Raw genomic sequence first — 17,336 nt, 5'->3', positions numbered from 1 at the left:
GGGTCCAGGCCCGCAAAGAATCTGACACTGCATCAGAAAAGCTCTTCCCTCGACCGCACCGCTGCGGCATCCTGCCGCCCATGGAGACGGAACTGAGCCGCCAACTGGGAATCGAGCACGCCATCTTCGGCTTCACGCCGTTCCCCGAGGTCGCCGCGGCCATCACCAGAGCCGGCGGCTTCGGCGTGCTCGGAGCCGTCCGCTACACCGCCCCCGACGACCTCGCACGCGACCTCGACCGACTGCACGAGCACGCCGACGGCAAGCCCTACGGCCTCGACGTGGTCATGCCCGCCACGAAGGTCGAGGGCGTCACCGAGGCCGACGTCGAGGCGATGATCCCCGAGGAGCACCGCGGATTCGTCCGGGAACTCCTGGCCCGTCACGGCGTGCCCGAGCTGGCCGAGGGGGAGGCGTCCGGCTGGCGTATCACCGGCTGGATGGAGGAGGTTGCCCGGGGCCAGCTCGACGTGGCCTTCGACTACCCGATCAAACTGCTCGCCAACGCCCTCGGCTCGCCGCCCGCCGACGTCATCGCCCGCGCCCACGACCACGGCGTACTCGTCGCAGCCCTGGCCGGCAGCGCCCGGCACGCCCGGCGCCACGCGGAGGCGTGCATCGACGTCGTCGTCGCCCAGGGGTACGAGGCGGGCGGCCACACCGGTGAGATCGGCTCCATGGTGCTGGTCCCCGAAGTCGTCGAGGCCGTCGCCCCGCTGCCCGTACTCGCCGCCGGAGGCATCGGCAGCGGCGAACAGGTCGCCGCCGGACTCGCCCTCGGCGCCCAGGGCGTCTGGCTCGGCTCCCTGTGGCTCACCACCGAGGAGGCCGACCTGCACTCCGAGGCCCTGACGGCCAAACTGCTCGCCGCGGGCTCCGGGGACACCGTCCGCTCCCGCGCCCTGACGGGCAAACCCGCACGCCAGCTCCGTACCGCGTGGACGGACGCCTGGGACGACCCGGCAGGGCCCGGAACCCTGCCCATGCCGCTCCAGGGGCTGCTGGTCGCCGAGGCCGTCTCGCGGATCCAGAAGTACGAGGTCGGCGAGCTGCTCGGCACACCCGTGGGGCAGATCGTCGGCCGGATGACCAGCCGACGCAGCGTCCAGGCCGTCGTCGACGACCTCACCCGCGGATTCGAACGGGCCGTCACCCGCGTCAACCGCATCGCCGGAAGGAGCGCCACGTGAACCAGCCGCCCAACGGCTTCTGGGCCCAGGCCGCAGCCGACCCCGACCGCACCGTCCTGATCGCCCCCGACGGCGAGGAATGGAGCGCGGGCCGGCTCCACACCGACGTCAACCGCATGGTCCACGGGCTGCGCGGGGCGGGACTGCGCGAGGGCGACGCGTTCGCCGTCGTGCTGCCCAACGGCGTCGAACTCCTCACCGCCTACCTCGCAGCCTCGCAGGCCGGCTTCTACCTCGTGCCCGTCAACCACCACCTCGTCGGCCCCGAGATCGCCTGGATCGTCGCCGACTCGGGCGCCCGTGTCCTGATCGTCCACGAACGCTTCGCCGACGCCGCGACGGCCGCCGCCGACGAGGCGGGGCTGCCCGCGAGCCACCGCTACGGCGTCGGCGCCGTCCCCGGCAGCCGCCCGTACGCCGACCTCCTCGACGGCCACCCCGCCGGCCCGCCCGAGGGCCGCACTCTGGGCTGGGTCATGAACTACACCTCGGGCACCACCGGCCGCCCGCGCGGCATCCGCCGGCCGCTGCCCGGCAAACGCCCGGAGGAGACCTACCTCGGCGGGTTCCTCGGCATCTTCGGCATCCGGCCCTTCGACGGCAACGTCCACCTCGTGTGCTCGCCGCTCTACCACACCGCCGTGCTCCAGTTCGCGGGCGCCGCCCTGCACATCGGCCACCCGCTGGTCCTGATGGACGGCTGGGCACCCGAGGAGATGCTCCGCCTCATCGACGCGCACCGGTGCACCCACACCCATATGGTCCCCACTCAGTTCCACCGGCTGCTCGCCCTGCCCGAGGAGGTGAGGGCCCGCTACGACGTCTCCTCGATGCGGCACGCCATCCACGGGGCCGCACCCTGCCCCGACCACGTCAAACGTGCCATGATCGACTGGTGGGGAAGCTGCATCGAGGAGTACTACGCGGCGAGCGAGGGCGGCGGAGCCTTCGCCACCGCCGAGGACTGGCTGAAGAAGCCCGGCACCGTCGGCAAGGCCTGGCCGATCAGCGAGCTGGCCGTGTTCGACGACGACGGCAACCGGCTCCCGGCGGGCGAACTGGGCACCGTCTACATGAAGATGAGCACCGGCGGCTTCAGCTACCACAAGGACGAGACCAAGACCCGCAAGAACCGCATCGGCGACTTCTTCACCGTCGGCGACCTCGGCGTGCTCGACGCGGACGGCTACCTCTTCCTCCGTGACCGCAAGATCGACATGATCATCGCCGGGGGCGTCAACATCTACCCCGCCGAGATTGAGTCCGCCCTGCTCACCCACCCCGCCGTCGCGGACGCCGCCGCCTTCGGCATCCCGCACGCCGACCGGGGCGAGGAGGTCAAAGCCGTCGTCGAACCGGCCGAGGGCCACGCGCCGTCGGACGCCCTCGCCGCCGCGATCCTCGCCCACTGCGAGGAGCGGCTCGCCGGGTACAAACGGCCCCGCTCCCTCGACTTCATCACCGCCATGCCCCGCGATCCCAACGGCAAGCTCTACAAACGGCGACTGCGCGAACCGTACTGGGAGGGCTTCGAGCGACCGCTGTAGCCGGAGCGGGTTGCGGGAGGGGCGTGCGGGCGGGGCGCCCCTCCCGGACGTGCGCTACCGCCGCTCGTGCACCCGCACCACCCGCAGGTCCGGCGAACGTGCGATGTCCTTCTCGCAGAACCGGGACGTCACCCAGCGCTCACCCGCGTACAGCCGGGTCTGGTCGCTGAAGTGCGGGGACTTCGGGTTCTCCGACTGGGAGTACGTCAGCAGCGTCCGCGCCACCGGGCAGCGGCTGTCGTCCCAGCCGACCGCCTGGATGTAGCTGGAGCCCGACGACACCTCCGTGTAGCCGCCGCCCGCCGCGTTCCACACCGGCTCGGTCTTGTTCCAGATGCCCAGCGACTCCGTCCCGCCGCCGATCGGCAGCCGCTTGCCGTTGCGTACGACGAACTGGTGCTTGCCCAGCGGCGCGTCCAGCGCGATGCCCGCCGCCCGCAGCTCCGCCACCGCGTCCGCAAGGGCCCTGCCCACGCCGGGCGCGGTGGTGTTCAGGCCGCGCGGGGTGCGCACCGGATCGGCCGGGTCGAACGGCGTCCTCCACAGCTCGGCCGCCGGCACCGCCGACGTCTTCCGCCAGAAGCGGTCGAAGAGCAGCGCGCCCCGGCTGTCGCTGTCCACGCTCCGGTCCCAGCGCCGCAGCACCGTGCAGGCGTCCGACACGTCGACGGGAGCACCGCCGGTACCCACCGCCGTACCGCCCGGCAGCGCGGCGCACCACTTCGCGACCTCCGACGCGGCCAGCTCCCCGGCCGGCGCCCGGTTGGCGAACTGCTGCCGCTGAAGGTCCGCGACCCTGAGGCGGCCCTTGTCCGCCATCGACGCGACGTCCTCGATCGCGCCGCGCGTCCGCATCGACCGGGGTGTCGCGATCGTGCCGAAGACCCGCTCGTACCCGGTCAGCGGCCGGTCCGCGTTGGTCAGCCACGCGCTGTCGTTGGAGTTCTCCACGTACGGCTGGTTCTTCAGCACCGGCATCCGGCCCGGGCCGAAGATCCCCGGCTGCACCGCGTCCCGGTCACTGCCCAGGGCGCAGTCCTTCCGGGAGCCGTCGAGCACCGCGAGGCCGGAGGCGGGATAGGTGGCCCGGCCCAGCGGGGTCGAGCAGCGCTCCGCCAGGTCGTCCGTGATCCTCGGCAGCACCTGCGACTGGGCGAAGAACGAGTGCCCGGCCCGGTCCGCCGCGATCGTGTTCACCCACGGCATGCCCTGATTCCGGTGCAGCGACCGTGCGACGTCCTTCGTGCCCCGGGCCTTGCTGAAGCCGAGGCCCGTGTCCGCCATCCGCAGATTCGTCGCGTTCGGGTCGTTCAGCGCGTACGCCGTCGTCGCCGTCCACGGCAACGGGAGTGCCGCACCCATCGACGTGGTCACGGGCCCGTAGCGGGTCCACCACTGGGTGCGGGTCACGTCGGCCGCGCCCTTCACCGGGACGCTCACCGTCCGCTTCGTCATCCGCTCCCGCTTGCCGTCCACCAGATAGACGGTCGGGTCGGCCGGGTCGAGGGCGAGCTGATGGAGGTTCAGCGTCACCCCGGTGGCGACCGTATGGCTCCACGCCACATCCGCGTTGTGCCCGATCGAGATCGTCGTCGCGCCGAGCAGCGACGCGCCCGACACGTTCAGCTCCCCGGGGATCGTCTGCTGCGACTGCCAGAAGCGGCGTCCGCCCTGCCACGGGTAGTGCGGGTTGCCCAGCAGCAGCCCGCGCCCGTTGACCGAGGTGGAGCCGTCGAAGGCCACCGCGTTGGACCCCATGTCCGCGTTCTGCGCCGACAGCAGCCGCTTCGCCGCCGATGCCGCCTCCGCGGGGGTGACCCCGGCCGCCGGGGGTGCTGCGGTCGGCGGCTGCGCGGCGGTGATGCCGTCGATCCCGCGCCCCTGGCCGCCGAGCACCGCCAGGGCATACCCGCGCGCCGCCACGTCCAGCGCCGTCACCGGGCGTACCCAGGAGGCGCCCCGGCAGGCCGGATCGGTGATCCGGTTCTGCGCGATCCACGCGTTGTACCCGGCGGCGAACCCGCGCATCGTCTCCTTCACGTCCCGGCTCGGACCGGCGGGCGCGGGGACCTTCAGCAGCTTCTCCACCGTGCCGCTGTCCCGGACGCCCCGGAAGTACAGATCGCTGGAGAGGTTCGTCGCCGCCGAGGACAGCGAGAAGTCCGTGGCCGCGTCCGGCCCGAAGAACCTCGACCGCTCCCCACGCACCGTGAGGAAGCCGTCCGCCAGCGTGCACACCTGGTCGGCGGCCTGCGCCCAGCCGGTGCCGAAGCCGAGCTGCGCGTAGTCCTTGGCCACGATGTGCGGAATGCCGTACTCCGTGTACCGGATGACGGCGGAGAGCCCGCCGCCGGACGGGTGCCGTTCCTGACCCGCTCCGGAGGCGGTGGCCGGCGGCAGCGACGCCGACACGGTGAACAGGGCGAGACCGGCAACCCCGAGCAGTCTCAGACGGTTTCGCAATCTCAAGGTGTTCCTCCCAACGGTGCGGGTGGCACAGGCGGTTGACCGGACCGTCCGGACAGCCACGCGCCACTCAGCCAGGGCGCCCCGGCAACTGTCAACCGGCTGGTCGGTATCCGGCTTCCTCGGGGGTCGCGACAGCGACGTTCGCGTGGCTCCCCCCCCGGGCCTGTTGCAAGGGCCCGCACGCCCCGTGACAGGGGTGTGCGGGCCCTCGGCCGATCGGACGCCGGGTGTTCAGTCCGTGTCGGCAACCGACTGCAGCGTGCCGTCGTCGACGACGAGCTCGTGGTAGCCGAAGCGCTCACCCAGCTCGTGGTACCGCAGATACCGCGATTCCGTGATCGGGACCATGTACGCCTTGAGGATCCGCAGGAAGAGGCGGAAACCCAGGTCGGGGTCCACGTGGACGACCACCTGCTCCACCGCCGTCACCACGTCGGCCCCGCCGGAGTGGCCGGCGGCGCGGACGGCGTCGACCACGGCCGCGGCGACCTCGCGGACCTCCCGCAGAACCGCTTCTCCCAGCATCCCGTTCGCCGGTGGCTGCGGCGATGCGGGGGTGAAGGAGGGATCGTCCTGGCGCACTCGTGCCACGCAGAGTCCGATGATCTCGTCCAGCCACGCGCGTCCTTCGACCGGTACGGCGCCCGGGTCGTGGGGAAGCCCGATCGCCGCACACCACAACCGGTCGATGACCGGAGTCGGCACAGGGGACTCCAGCAGCCGCCGCGCATCCTCCAGGAGTGTCGGCGCGTAGGCGCCGTCTCCCCAGCTCGCCGCCTCGGTGACGAGCTCCTCGGGCGTGACCTCGCCGGCCCATGGGGCGGCGAACCACTTGGTGAGCCCGCTGAGCCCGAAGTCGATCCACATGTCCTGGCGTCGCACGGTCACCTCACGGCCTCGGTCCCTTGGGATAGGAGGTGTACACCATGTAGCCCGGCTTGTGCGCGGACCTCTTGAGAGTGATCGACACGATGTTCTTGGCTGCCCAGCTGTCACCGGTGTGGTGATAGATGGTGCCCAGCGATGCCGGATTGTTGAGCGTCACGTCGAACGAGAGGAGATCCGTGGCCCTCTCCGAGTCCTTCGGCGTGGTCTGCATCCACTTCTGCAGACGCTTCTGGTTTGCCGCGTTCTGGCTGGGCGACATGCCCGTCAGCCACTTCAGCATGGCGTCGTTCACGGCTTCCTGCGCTGTGTCCAGATTCGTCCAGACACCGGTCACACCAGGGTGGTTGGGGTTGTTTGCGAGACCGTCCCTGGCCTTGTCCTTGGCCCGCTGGGGCGTGGTGTCCACGTGGTCCCGGATCGTGTGCGCACCGCGATCGCCCTCGTGCAACGTGAGCTGCACGCAGTTGTGGACCAGGACGTCACGTGCCGGTGCACCCGGCGCTCCCTCCGCGCCCACATAGAAGGTGTGGGTCCCGTCGACGGTGATGTCGTACACCGTGCGGGGCGCCAGATCCGACCGGTCGTCGAGCGCACGCACGGCGCGAGCCGTGCCGTCCGGTCCACGGAGCCGGTCGCCGACGCGCAGGTCGGCCACGACGGTCCAGCCCCGCTCCGCCACGAACACCCGGTGCCCTGCCGTACTGGTCAGGCGGTACCCGTCGGCGAAGGACACATCGACGAGACGACGCGCATCGTGCCGGTACGTGTCGGTGACGGGCTGGATCGCGTGGACGCCGGTCTCGGCGTCCGTCGCGAGGACCAGGTCGCCCTGGCGCACGGCGTCGATCGGCCGACGCGTGCCGTCCGCCATCAGCACCCGTGTCTTTGCCGGGAAGCTGTTGACCCGGCAGCTCGTCAGGGCGTCCTCGACGATGTTGACCTGCTGCGAGATCTTGGCGAGTGTCGCGGGGTCCACGTCGAGGGTCTTGAGGGCCTTGTAGGCGTCGGCGATGCCGATGCCGGTCTTCAGGGCGGCGTCCAGGGCGTTGATCGCCTCGGCGATCTTGGCGAAGGCCTTGCCGGGGACGAAGTTGGACGCGGCCCAGGCGCAGCCGCTGACGCTGCCGTGCCAGCAGTCGACGAAGTCCTGGATCAGGACTGTCTTGAGGATCCGGTAGACGACGGTCTGCTGGATCAGGTCGAGCTTGCTGAAGTAGTTGGTGACGTCCTTCTTCAGCCCCGTGAAGGGTTCGGACCTGACCAGGACCGTGTCGGCCTGCGGGCAGCCGGTCGCCGATGCGGGGACGTCCGGGTCGGTGCAGAGGAAGAAGTCGACGGTCGCGTTGAACGTGACCGTGAAGGTGACGGTGCAGCCTCCGAAGCCGATGTCGATGACGCAGTCGTTGAGCTGCTTGGCGTCGGTGACTTCGACCGTGCTCTCGTCGACGACGTACCAGGTGCCGCCGATCCCGGTGCCCGCGCCGCTGCTGACCTGCTGGTTGGCCTCCTTGCGCTCGGCGGACTCGGCCGCTTCCTGGGCCGACTCCGCGTACTTCTGGGCGTCCTTGGCCGCCTCCTCCGCCAGGGTGGCGGCGGTGTCGGCGCGGGTCGCCGCGGCGCGTGCGTCCTTGGCGGCCTGCTCTGCCGCGGCTGCGGCGTCGCGGGCGGCCTGGGCGTCGAGCGCGGCCGCGTCGGCGGACGAACGGGCGTCGGTGGCGTAGCCCTCGGCGCGTCCGGCCGCCTTGTCCGCTGCGGCCGCGTCCTCGCCGGCCTTGCGGTCGTACTCGATGGTGCGCGCGAGGGACTGCGACGCCTTGGACGCCGCGGTGGCGGCGTCCGCCGCGTAGCCGAGTGCCTCCTTCGCGTAGGTACGGGCGGTCGCCGCGTGGCCCGCCGCGTTCGCGGCGTGCTGGTAGGCGGCCTTGGCGTCGCCCTGCGCGGCCGCCGCGATGGCCTTGGCCGCGGCGGCCTCCTCCTGTGCGTTCTTGGCGTGGGCGTCGGCGACACTCTTCTGCTGCTCGGCGATCGACTTGGACGACTGGCCCGCCAGCACGACGAGGGAGGCGGCGGAGTCGGTCGTCACGTAGGGGGAACCGAGCTGGATGGCGTCGTTCGCCGGCTTGGCGACCTGTTCGGCCGCGTTCCCGGCGTCGACGGCGGCCTGCGCCGTGACGTGGGCGAAGCCGGCGGCCCTGGCTGAGGCGACGAGCGCCTTGCCGGCCTCCTTGTGGGCCTCGTCCGCATGGGTCTTGGCGGTCTTGGCCTGTCGCTCCGCTTCGTCCGCCAGCTCGACGGCGGTCTTCGCCTCCGAGGCGGCGTGATCCGACGCCTTGATGGCGTCCGCCGCCGCACTGGTGGCGGTGCGCACCGCGGCCTCGGACTTCAGCTTGGCGGCCTGGGCCGCGTCCGAGTGGGCGCGGGCCCGCTTGGCGGCCGCCTCCGCGCGGGTGGCGGCGGCGTCCGCGTCGGCGGCGGCCTGCGTCGCGGCGTTCGCCGCGGTGCGGGCCCGGCCGGCTGCGGCCTCGGCGTCGTCGGCGTGGCCTGCCGCGGCGTTCGCGGCGGCACGCGACTCCTGGGCGTTGGCGTCCGACTCGTGGGCCTGGGCGAACGCCTCCTTGGCGTCGGCCTTGGCGCGTGCCGCGTCCGCCTTCTGCTCGGCGTCCCACGCGTCGTCGCGCAGGTCCTTGGCCTTGTCGCGGGCGGTCTCGGCGGCCTTCTGCTTCTGCACCGCGGTGCCTTCCGCGGCCTCCGCCTTCTCCTTGGCGTCCTTCGCGGTGCCCGCCTCGGCCTCCGCGGTCCTGCGGTGCTGAGCCGCCTCGGCCTGCTTGGCCGCCGCGGTCTCCTTCTCCTTCTTCGCGGTGGCCTCCTCGGCCTCCGCGGCGAGCCGCTTGGCGTGCGCCGTGGCGGCGGCCGCCTTGGCGTCGCTCTCGGCCTTCAGTGCCTCGGCGAGCTTCGCCTCCGCGGTCTCCTTGTCCTTCTTGGCGTTGTCGCGGTGGATCTTCGCACCGTCGGCGGCCGCCTTCGCCTGCACTTCGGCGGCGTAGGCTGCCTGCCGACGGAACTCGGCCTTGGACTGTGCGGCCTGGGCCAGCGCCCGCTGCGCGATCGTGTCACTGTCCGCGGCGGAGGCGCGGGTCGCCGCCTCGGCGGTCTCACCGGCCTTCACCATGGCGTCCAGCGCGGCGACGGCGCCCTTGGTGACCTGAGCCTTCTGCTGGGCGGCCAGCAGACCGCGGCCCCGGGGCGAGCCCTGGGCGTCCGCGATCGCGTAGGCGGCCTTCTCGGCGGTGTCACTGGTGGTGGCGGCCTTCTTCGCCGCTGCCGCCTGTGCCTTGAGTGCGTCCAGTTGCTTCCTCGCCGCGGCTCGGGCGTCCGTGATGCCCTTCGCGGCTTTGTCGAACTGGGCCTTCGGCGGGACGGAGCCGTTGTTGCCGGACACCTTGACCGTGAACTGCTGCGGTCCCGTGGGGCCGCAGGTCGCCTGCACGGCGTTGACGCTGTTGTCGAACTTGGGCAGGTTCACGCACTTGCCCGTGCCGACGTTCTTCAGGATCGTCTTGGCCCGGACGTTGTAGTCCCAGGTCTGCGCCGGGGAGCTGTTGCAGGTCCAGATCTGGATCTTCGCACCGTCGGCGGTGCTGGTGTTCGAGACGTCCAGACACTTCTGGGAACCGACGTTCCGCAGGTGCAGACCCTTGTCGTCGCCCTCGACGACCCACTGTTGGGCGGCGCCGTTGTTGCAGGTGTAGACCTGGACGGGGGTGCCGTTAACGGTCTTGCCGCCCTCGACATCGAGGCACTTGCCGGTGGAGGCGCTCACCTGGAGGGTGGTCGGCTTGGTGCCGATCCAGCCGACTCCGCCCGCGGACCAGTAGTCCTGGAACTGGGTCAGGTGGTCGGCCACCCAGGAGTGGCCGATCAGGTCGCCGAGGAACTTCGACCCGGTGGCCAGGGCCTTGGCGGCTTCCTTGTTGGCGGTCAGCAACTGGTTGCGCTGGGTCGCCTGCGAGGAGATCTCCTTCTGCCACTCCGTGGCGGCAGTGTCGGAGATCGGGTCCAGGACGTCGTTCGGGTCGATCGGGTCCCGCCACGCGCAGGCGGCGAAGCGGGTCTTGAGGTCCTCGACCGCGATCCGGTGCTCCGGCGAACCGGGCTGGGGAGCGGTACGCGGGAAGCCGCCGGACGCCAGGAAGATCCGGGCGTTGTCCGCGCCCGTGGGCTCCAGGGACCAGTCCGTCAGGTGCTCGTACGCGCCGTGCTCGGCGAGGGCACGGTTCCAGTCGGGCGAGCTCGGGTCGGGGTCCGTGCCGTACAGCGGGGCCCCGAGGTCCTTGACCGCCTTGACGGTCGCCGCGTCGGCGGGCGGGGTCGGGTCCTCGTAGAAGTCGCGCTCGTCCTTCCAGAACCGGTCGGAGGTCCATTGGGTCAGACCGGTCTGCTCGTAGAAGTCCTGGCCCTCGCGGGTACCGGGAGGCCACGCGAATGCGGTGACGGTGAAGCCGGCCGGGTTGGTCAGCCCCTGGAGCGGCTTCTGCCACCCGTCGCGCAGGGCGTGCAGCGCGTCGAGTTCCTTCAGCGCCGCGTCCCGGTCGCTCTGGTAGGCCGTGGCGAGCGGGGTGTCCTCCCAGTGCTGCCGGTCGGCGAGTTCGCGGAGCTTCTCCGGCGTCTGGTCGAGTCCGCTCTGCGCGGTGGCGGCCATGGACGGTCCGCCGAGCCGCAGCACGCCGTCCATCAGGCACTGGTCCTGGCGGAGCAGTTCGGCGGGGGTCTCCTCGTTCCAGTCGCTGCCGGCGCCTGCTGGGGCTGTACGGTCGGCCCGGTCCGGCGCGGCGGCCACGGGCTGCGCGCCCAGACCGCCGAGGACGGCGAGCGCCGCCACAGAGGTGACGACAGGGGTGAGGATCGGTGATCGGCGTGGTCCGGGTCTGAACAATCCTGGTTTGAGGCGCAAGGGAGCAATCCTTCGTCGCGATCGATGACAGGCGGGGGTGCTGGTGCGGCGGGTGGAGGTTCGGGCGGTCAGCCCTGTGCGGCGGCGCGGACGGCGAGACCGTCCGGCTCAGCGAGCCGATGGTGCGGCATGACGGCGAACCTCCCCCGTGGCGGATCCGTCCCCCGGCCGCCGTGTGATGTGCGCGTCCCGTGGCCGAGCGGTCAGGTCCCGCCACGCGCGCGGCGCTCACCATACGTCCGCTGCCGCACGGGAGTCCGACCGATTTCCGGAGCGCGGAGCACCGTTGCGGAGTGTCCGATGTGCGGTGAGCCCGTCACTCGCCCAGGCTGGCCTTGTGTCCATGACAGGAGTGACCTGTGAGGGGAATGCGAAGATCGAGCTGAGAGTTGGCCGTATTTAGTCATAAGTTGACTGAGAATGAGCCGGGGAAAGGGGGAAATCCCCTACCCGGCAGTAGCCGCACCTGACCCGCACCCACCTCGCCGTCACCGAGGCAAGGGGAGATGAGGGGGACCCATCGCGCGTCCGCGAAGCCCACCGCCTTGAAGGTGCCTCAGCACATCGTGTTCGTCGACGAACTGCCGCGCAACGCCGGCGGAAAGATCATCAAGCGGCAACTGCGGGACGAACTGACCTGACCTCTGTTCCCTAGGGCCTGTCGCCCTGGAGCCGCCCCGCCGCCACGATCCGCCGCAGGAACCGCTGCGTGCGCTCCTCGCGCGGTGCGCCGAACACCTCCTCGGGCGTGCCGCGCTCCAGCACCACCCCGGCGTCCAGGAAACACACCTGGTCGGCGACCTCACGCGCGAACGCCATCTCGTGCGTGGCGATCACCATCGTCATGCCGTCCTCCTTCACCTCCCGGACAAGACCCAGCACTTCGCCCACCAGCTCCGGGTCCAGCGCCGCCGTGATCTCGTCCAGGAGCAGCAGCCGGGGGCGTACGGCCAGCGCCCGCACGATCGCGGCCCGCTGCTGCTGCCCGCCGCTGAGCCGGTCCGGATACTCGTCCGCCTTCGCCCCGAGCCCCAGCCGTTCCAGCAGCTCCCGGGCGTCCGTCTCGGTCCGGGCCCGGGAGAGCCCGTGGACCCGGTGCGGGGCCAGGGTGATGTTCTGCAGCACGGTCAGATGCGGGAAGAGGTTGTACGCCTGGAACACCACGCCGATCCGGCGGCGCACCGCGTCCGCGTCGGCCCGGGGATCGGTGATCTCCTCGCCGTCCAGGAAGATCGCCCCGTCGTCGACCTCCTCCAGGAGGTTGGCGCAGCGCAGCAGCGTTGACTTCCCCGACCCGGAAGCGCCGATCAGGGCGGTCACCGTGTGCGGGGCCACCTCCAGGTCCACGTCCCGCAGCACCAACGACGCACCGAACGATTTGCGGACCGCCTCCATCCGCAGCACCGGAGCCGTTCCCGCATCCGTGCTCATACCGGCCCTCCCTGCGCCCGCCGCCGGTCCATCCGGGCCGTCACCCAGTCGGTGAGGCGGGTCATCGGGATGGTCAGCGCCACGAAGACCAGCCCCGCGACGACGTACGGCGTGTAGTTGAAGTCCTTGCTCGCGATGATCTGCGCCGCGTACACGGCGTCCACCGCCCCGGCGATCGAGACGAGCCCGGTGTCCTTCTGGAGCGACACCAGGTCGTTGAGGAGCGGCGGCACCACCCGCCGCACCGCCTGCGGCAGCACGACGAAGCGCAGCGCCTGCCCGCTGCTCAGCCCCAGCGAACGGGCCGCCGCCCGCTGCGAGGGGTGCACGGATTCGATGCCCGCCCGGAAGACCTCCGCGACGTACGCCGAGTACGTCAGCACCAGCGCGCTGCCGCCCAGCAGCACGGGATCGGTGGTCACCCCCTCCAGGCGCAGGGCGGGCACCCCGAACACCACCATCAGCAGACAGATGATGAGCGGCAGCCCACGGAAGAAGTCCGTGTAGGCGGTGGCCAGCGCGCGCAGAGGGAAGAACACCGGACCGCGCAGGGTCCGTGCCACCGCCAGCAGCAGACCGAGCACCAGCACGGCCGCACCGCAGACAGCCAGCAGCCGCAGATTCAGCCACAGCCCCTCCAGGACCTGCGGGAGGGCGACGCGCGCGTAATGGGCGCTGAAGAACGTCTCCTTCGTACGGGTCCAGCCCGGCGAGTTCGTGATCAGCACGAACAGCGCCGCGCCCACCACCAGCGTGCTGGTCGCGGCGATCGCGGTGGCCCGCCGGGTGCGCCCCCGCCGGTAGCGCTCGCGGGCGATCCGGCGCTCGGAGGGGACATAGGCGTCCTCGGCGGCCGGAGTCTTGTGCAGGGTCACTTGAGCACCGGCGCGCCGACGGCGTCGGAGAGCCACTCCTTCTCCAGGCCGGCCAGCGTGCCGTCCTTCCGCAGGGCGTCCACCGCCCCGCTCACGCAGGAGGTCAGCGCGCTCTCCCGGTCCAGGACTAGACCGAACTGCTCGGGCTCACCGGGGGATTGGGCGAACTGGCCCACCACCTCCGCCTCGGGCACCTCGGCCCCGGTGATGTAGAAGGCGGTCGGCAGGTCCACCACGATGGCCTCCACCTGACCGGTCTTCAGCGCCGACTTGGCGAAGTCGTTGCGCTGGTAGACGGCCGGCTTCTCCTTGGGCTTCACCAGGTCGGTGATGAAGTCGAGGCTGGTGGTGCCCACCTGCGCGCCCAGCTTCACATCCTTGAGGTCGGCGACGCTCTTCGCCTTCGCGGCCTTCGACGACTTCAGCGCGACGACGGCCTGGCGCACGTCGTAGTAGCCGGAGGAGAAGGCGACGGCCTTCTTCCGCTCCTCGCTGATGGAGACCTGGTTGATGTCGAAGTCGAACTTCTTCGCACCGGGCGCGAACGCGCTGTTGAACGGCGTGTGCTGCCAGACCACCGCATCGCGGCCGTACCCCAGCTCCTTCGCCACGGCGTACGCCACCGCCGACTCGAAGCCCTTCCCGTTGGACGGCTCGTCGTCGGCGAACCAGGGGGCGTACGCGGGCTTGTCGGTGCCGACGGTGAGCTTTCCGGGCACCTGGGTGGCGAGCTTGCCGGGCGCGCAGGACCCCGTCGCACCGGGCCCGTCCGACGCCCCCTTCTCCTCCGCTTGCGGGGCACAGCCCACGAGGGCGGCGCAGAGGACGACGGCGGAGCTCAGAGCGGTGAGGACCAGGGGCCGGTGGGCGAGATGCATAGCGGGAGACTCGCAGGGTCCGGCCCCCTGTGTCGAGACGTTCCGGCAGCTGTCCGCATAGTGGGAACGGGTGTTGCGCGGGTGTGAACAGCGCCGGTCAGCGCCGCTGTTCACCTCGTGCGGCGCTCCTTCTCCCGCAGGTCGACGATCCGCCGGATCTTGCCCACCGAGCGCTCCAGCGTCTCCGGATCCACGACCTCCACGTTCACCGACACCCCGACGCCGTCCTTCACCGCCGCCGCGATGGCCCGCGCCGCCTTCTCCCGCTCGTCGGTCGTCGCGTCCTCCCGCGCCTCCGCGAGCACCGTCAGCGCGTCCAGCCGCCCGTCCCGGGTCAGCCGCAGCTGGAAGTGCGGAGCGACGCCCGGCGTCCGGAGCACGATCTCCTCGATCTGCGTGGGGAAGAGGTTCACGCCGCGCAGGATCACCATGTCGTCGCTGCGGCCGGTGACCTTCTCCATCCGCCGGAACGTCCGCGCCGTCCCCGGCAGCAGCCGCGTCAGGTCCCGGGTCCGGTAGCGGATCACCGGCATCGCCTCCTTGGTCAGCGAGGTGAAGACCAGCTCCCCCTCCTCGCCGTCGGGAAGCACCTCACCGGTGAACGGGTCCACGACCTCCGGATAGAAGTGGTCCTCCCAGATGTGCAGCCCGTCCTTCGTCTCCACGCACTCCTGTGCCACCCCCGGGCCCATCACCTCCGAGAGTCCGTATATGTCCACCGCGTCGATCGCGAACCGGTCCTCGATCTCCCGGCGCATCCCCTCGGTCCACGGCTCCGCGCCGAAGATCCCCACCTTCAGGGACGTCGTACGGGGATCGACGCCCTGCCGCTCGAACTCGTCGAGCAGCGTCAGCATGTACGACGGCGTGATCATGATGATCTCGGGCCGGAAGTCCTGGATCAGCTGGACCTGCCGCGCGGTCATGCCCCCGGAGGCCGGGATCACCGTGCAGCCGAGCCGCTCCGCCCCGTAGTGCGCCCCGAGCCCACCGGTGAACAGCCCGTATCCGTACGCCACATGGACCTTGTGGCCGGGCCGCCCGCCCGCCGCACGGATAGACCGGGCCACGACATCCGCCCAGGTGTCCAGGTCCCGTTCGGTGTACCCGACGACGGTCGGCCGCCCCGTCGTGCCGCTGGAGGCGTGGATCCTGCGCACCTCGTGCTCCGGCACGGCGAACATTCCGAAGGGGTAGTTGTCCCGCAGATCCGTCTTCGCGGTGAACGGGAAACGGGCCAGATCCGCGAGCGTCCGGCAGTCCTCGGGCTTCAGCCCCGCGCGGTCGAAAGCGTCGCGGTAGAAGTGAACGTTGTCGTACGCGTGCCGCAGCGTGGACCGCAGCCGTTCCCGTTGCAGGGCCTCCAGCTCGCCCCGGCCGAGCCGTTCCGCCGCGTCCAGCATGGCCGTCATCAGGACCCTTCCTCTCCCGGACCGGGCGACCGATCATTCGGTCGATCTTCCTGGGAGCAGTAATTCAGGCGGCCGGGGGTGCTGGCAAGGGGCGCGCGGCGTCCGGAGCCGATCAGCCCGCGGCGAAGTCCGCTGTGCCCGCTCACGGCTTCCTGTTTGGATGGGGCGTATGCCGACCTTCTCCGCGTACGACAAGACCCCGCTCGCCTACCACCTGCTGGGCGAGGGGGAACCGCTGATCTGTCTGCCCGGCGGGCCGATGCGGGCGAGCGCGTATCTCGGCGACCTCGGGGGGCTCGCCGCCCGGCGCCGGCTCGTCCTGCCGGACCTGCGCGGCACCGGCGCGTCCGGTGTGCCCGGGGACCCCTCGACGTACCGCTGCGACCGCCTCCTCGACGACGTCGAGGCCCTGCGTGAACACCTGGGCCTGGAGCGGATCGACGTACTGGCGCATTCCGCCGGAGCCGACCTGGCCCTGCTGTACGCCGCCCGCCACCCGGAGCGGCTGCGCACCCTGACCCTCGTCACGCCCAGTACCAGGGCCGTGGGCATCGAAGTGACCGCTGACGACCTGCGCGAGGCCGCCGAGCTGCGGCGCGACGAGCCCTGGTACCCCGAGGCGCGGGCCGCCCAGGAGGCGCTGCTCGCCGGGGGACCGTTCGCCGAGCTGTGGCCCGCGGTCCGGCCCCTCACCTACGGCCGCTGGGACGAGCCGGCCCGCGCCCACGCCGAGGCATCCGCCGGACAGACCAACGCACAGGCCCGCGAACGCTACGCCGAGGAAGGCGCCTTCGACCCCGCCGCCACCGCCGCGGCCCTGCGCGGACTCACCGTGCCGGTCCTCGTTCTCGCCGGGGAGTACGACGGCCACCCCAGCCCGGACCGGGCCACCGAGCTCGCCGCGCTCTTCCCGGGCGCCGAGTTCGTCGTCCAGCGCGGGGCCGGGCACTTCCCGTGGCTGGACGACCCGGGAGCCTTCGCCCGTACGGTTGCGGCCTTCCTCGACCCGGAGGTGTCGAGCGTCCAGGCGGGCGGGGTCCGGCTCGCCTACCGGGTGTGGGGCGCCCCCGAGGCCCCGCCCGTCGTCCTGCTGCACGGCCGGGCGGGCTCCAGCGAGACCTGGACCCGGATCGCGCGGGACCTGGCCGCCGACCACCGCGTGTACGCCCCCGACTTCCGCGGCCACGGACTGAGCGACTGGCCCGGCCGCTACTCCTTCGAGATGTTCCGCGACGACCTGCACGCCTTCCTGGAAGCCCGCAACCTCGCCGGAGCGACCGTCGTCGGACACTCCATGGGCGGGGTCGCCGCCTACCTCCTGGCCCAGCGGGAACCGGGCCTGATCGGGCGGCTCGTCATCGAGGACGCCCCGCCCCTCCTGCCGCTCGACCCGCCCCGGCCGCCCTCCGTCCGCCCCGAGGGCGACCTCGACTTCGACTGGCCCGTCGTCCCCGACATCGACGCGCAGATCAACGACCCCGACCCGGCCGTCCGTGAGCGCTTCCCGGAGATCACCGTGCCCACCCTCGTCATCGGCGGCGGGCCCGACAGCCACATCGACCAGGAACAGCTCGCGCAGATGGTCCGCGCGATACCGGACGCCGAGCTGGTCACCGTCGAGGCGGGACACCTGATCCACACGGACCGGCCGGAGGAGTTTCTCGCTGCGATCCGGGCGTTCGGGCTCCGCTGAAT

10 protein-coding genes are annotated in these 17,336 nt (G+C 71.5%); 3 read left to right on the top strand and 7 right to left on the bottom strand.

The genetic code is table 11. The features are described from left to right. Window positions 1–80: 80 nt before the first annotated feature. Window positions 81–1,190 (top strand): NAD(P)H-dependent flavin oxidoreductase, encoded by a 1,110-nt coding sequence (locus tag WQO_RS01115; RefSeq protein WP_058953827.1) that lies wholly within the window; start codon window positions 81–83, stop codon window positions 1,188–1,190. Beyond that, on the top strand, window positions 1,187–2,737 hold the full coding sequence (locus WQO_RS01110) for an acyl-CoA synthetase (protein WP_010060745.1): 1,551 nt from the start codon (window positions 1,187–1,189) through the stop codon (window positions 2,735–2,737). The genes WQO_RS01115 and WQO_RS01110 overlap by 4 nt, the downstream gene beginning before the upstream one ends. A gap of 54 nt (window positions 2,738–2,791) precedes the next feature. Here WQO_RS01110 and WQO_RS01105 read toward each other — a convergent pair whose 3' ends face one another. From WQO_RS01105 to paaK, 7 genes are all read right to left on the bottom strand, one after another. Continuing rightward, on the bottom strand, window positions 2,792–5,206 hold the full coding sequence (locus WQO_RS01105; protein ID WP_029182306.1) for an acylase: 2,415 nt from the start codon (window positions 5,204–5,206) through the stop codon (window positions 2,792–2,794). Window positions 5,207–5,437: 231 nt separating this feature from the next. Beyond that, window positions 5,438–6,088, bottom strand: a complete 651-nt coding sequence (locus tag WQO_RS01100) for a hypothetical protein (protein WP_029182305.1) — start codon at window positions 6,086–6,088, stop codon at window positions 5,438–5,440. 7 nt (window positions 6,089–6,095) lie between these two features. Then, on the bottom strand, window positions 6,096–10,973 hold the full coding sequence (locus tag WQO_RS01095; protein WP_010060742.1) for an RICIN domain-containing protein: 4,878 nt from the start codon (window positions 10,971–10,973) through the stop codon (window positions 6,096–6,098). A gap of 723 nt (window positions 10,974–11,696) precedes the next feature. Continuing rightward, window positions 11,697–12,476, bottom strand: coding sequence for an amino acid ABC transporter ATP-binding protein (locus tag WQO_RS01090; RefSeq protein WP_010060738.1), 780 nt, complete (start codon window positions 12,474–12,476; stop codon window positions 11,697–11,699). Beyond that, complete coding sequence (locus tag WQO_RS01085; protein WP_010060736.1) at window positions 12,473–13,351, bottom strand: amino acid ABC transporter permease; 879 nt, start codon at window positions 13,349–13,351, stop codon at window positions 12,473–12,475. Before WQO_RS01085 ends, WQO_RS01090 begins: the two co-directional genes overlap by 4 nt. Beyond that, entirely contained in the window at window positions 13,348–14,229 is an 882-nt protein-coding gene (locus WQO_RS01080) for an ABC transporter substrate-binding protein (RefSeq protein ID WP_010060734.1), read from the bottom strand. Before WQO_RS01080 ends, WQO_RS01085 begins: the two co-directional genes overlap by 4 nt. A 110-nt stretch (window positions 14,230–14,339) precedes the next feature. Beyond that, window positions 14,340–15,641: a phenylacetate--CoA ligase PaaK gene (gene paaK, locus WQO_RS01075; protein WP_010060733.1), complete on the bottom strand. Its 1,302-nt coding sequence runs from the start codon at window positions 15,639–15,641 to the stop codon at window positions 14,340–14,342. A 169-nt stretch (window positions 15,642–15,810) separates the two neighbouring features. Here paaK and WQO_RS01070 point away from each other — a divergent pair, with 169 nt between their 5' ends. Further along, window positions 15,811–17,334 (top strand): alpha/beta fold hydrolase, encoded by a 1,524-nt coding sequence (locus WQO_RS01070; protein WP_058953826.1) that lies wholly within the window; start codon window positions 15,811–15,813, stop codon window positions 17,332–17,334. Window positions 17,335–17,336: the final 2 nt, after the last annotated feature.

Source organism: Streptomyces globisporus C-1027 (assembly GCF_000261345.2).
Classification (GTDB): domain Bacteria; phylum Actinomycetota; class Actinomycetes; order Streptomycetales; family Streptomycetaceae; genus Streptomyces; species Streptomyces pakalii.
Note: the sequence above shows the minus strand (reverse complement) of the source record. Positions and strands in the feature narration are given on the sequence as shown.

Excerpts from the sequence above, each read along its gene's own strand:
- WQO_RS01115 (WP_058953827.1), top strand. The coding sequence starts at position 81 with ATGGAGACGGAACTGAGCCGCCAACTGGGAATCGAGCACGCCATCTTC.
- paaK (WP_010060733.1), bottom strand. The coding sequence starts at position 15,641 with ATGACGGCCATGCTGGACGCGGCGGAACGGCTCGGCCGGGGCGAGCTG.
- WQO_RS01080 (WP_010060734.1), bottom strand. The coding sequence starts at position 14,229 with ATGCATCTCGCCCACCGGCCCCTGGTCCTCACCGCTCTGAGCTCCGCC.
- WQO_RS01070 (WP_058953826.1), top strand. The coding sequence starts at position 15,811 with ATGCCGACCTTCTCCGCGTACGACAAGACCCCGCTCGCCTACCACCTG.
- WQO_RS01090 (WP_010060738.1), bottom strand. The coding sequence starts at position 12,476 with ATGAGCACGGATGCGGGAACGGCTCCGGTGCTGCGGATGGAGGCGGTC.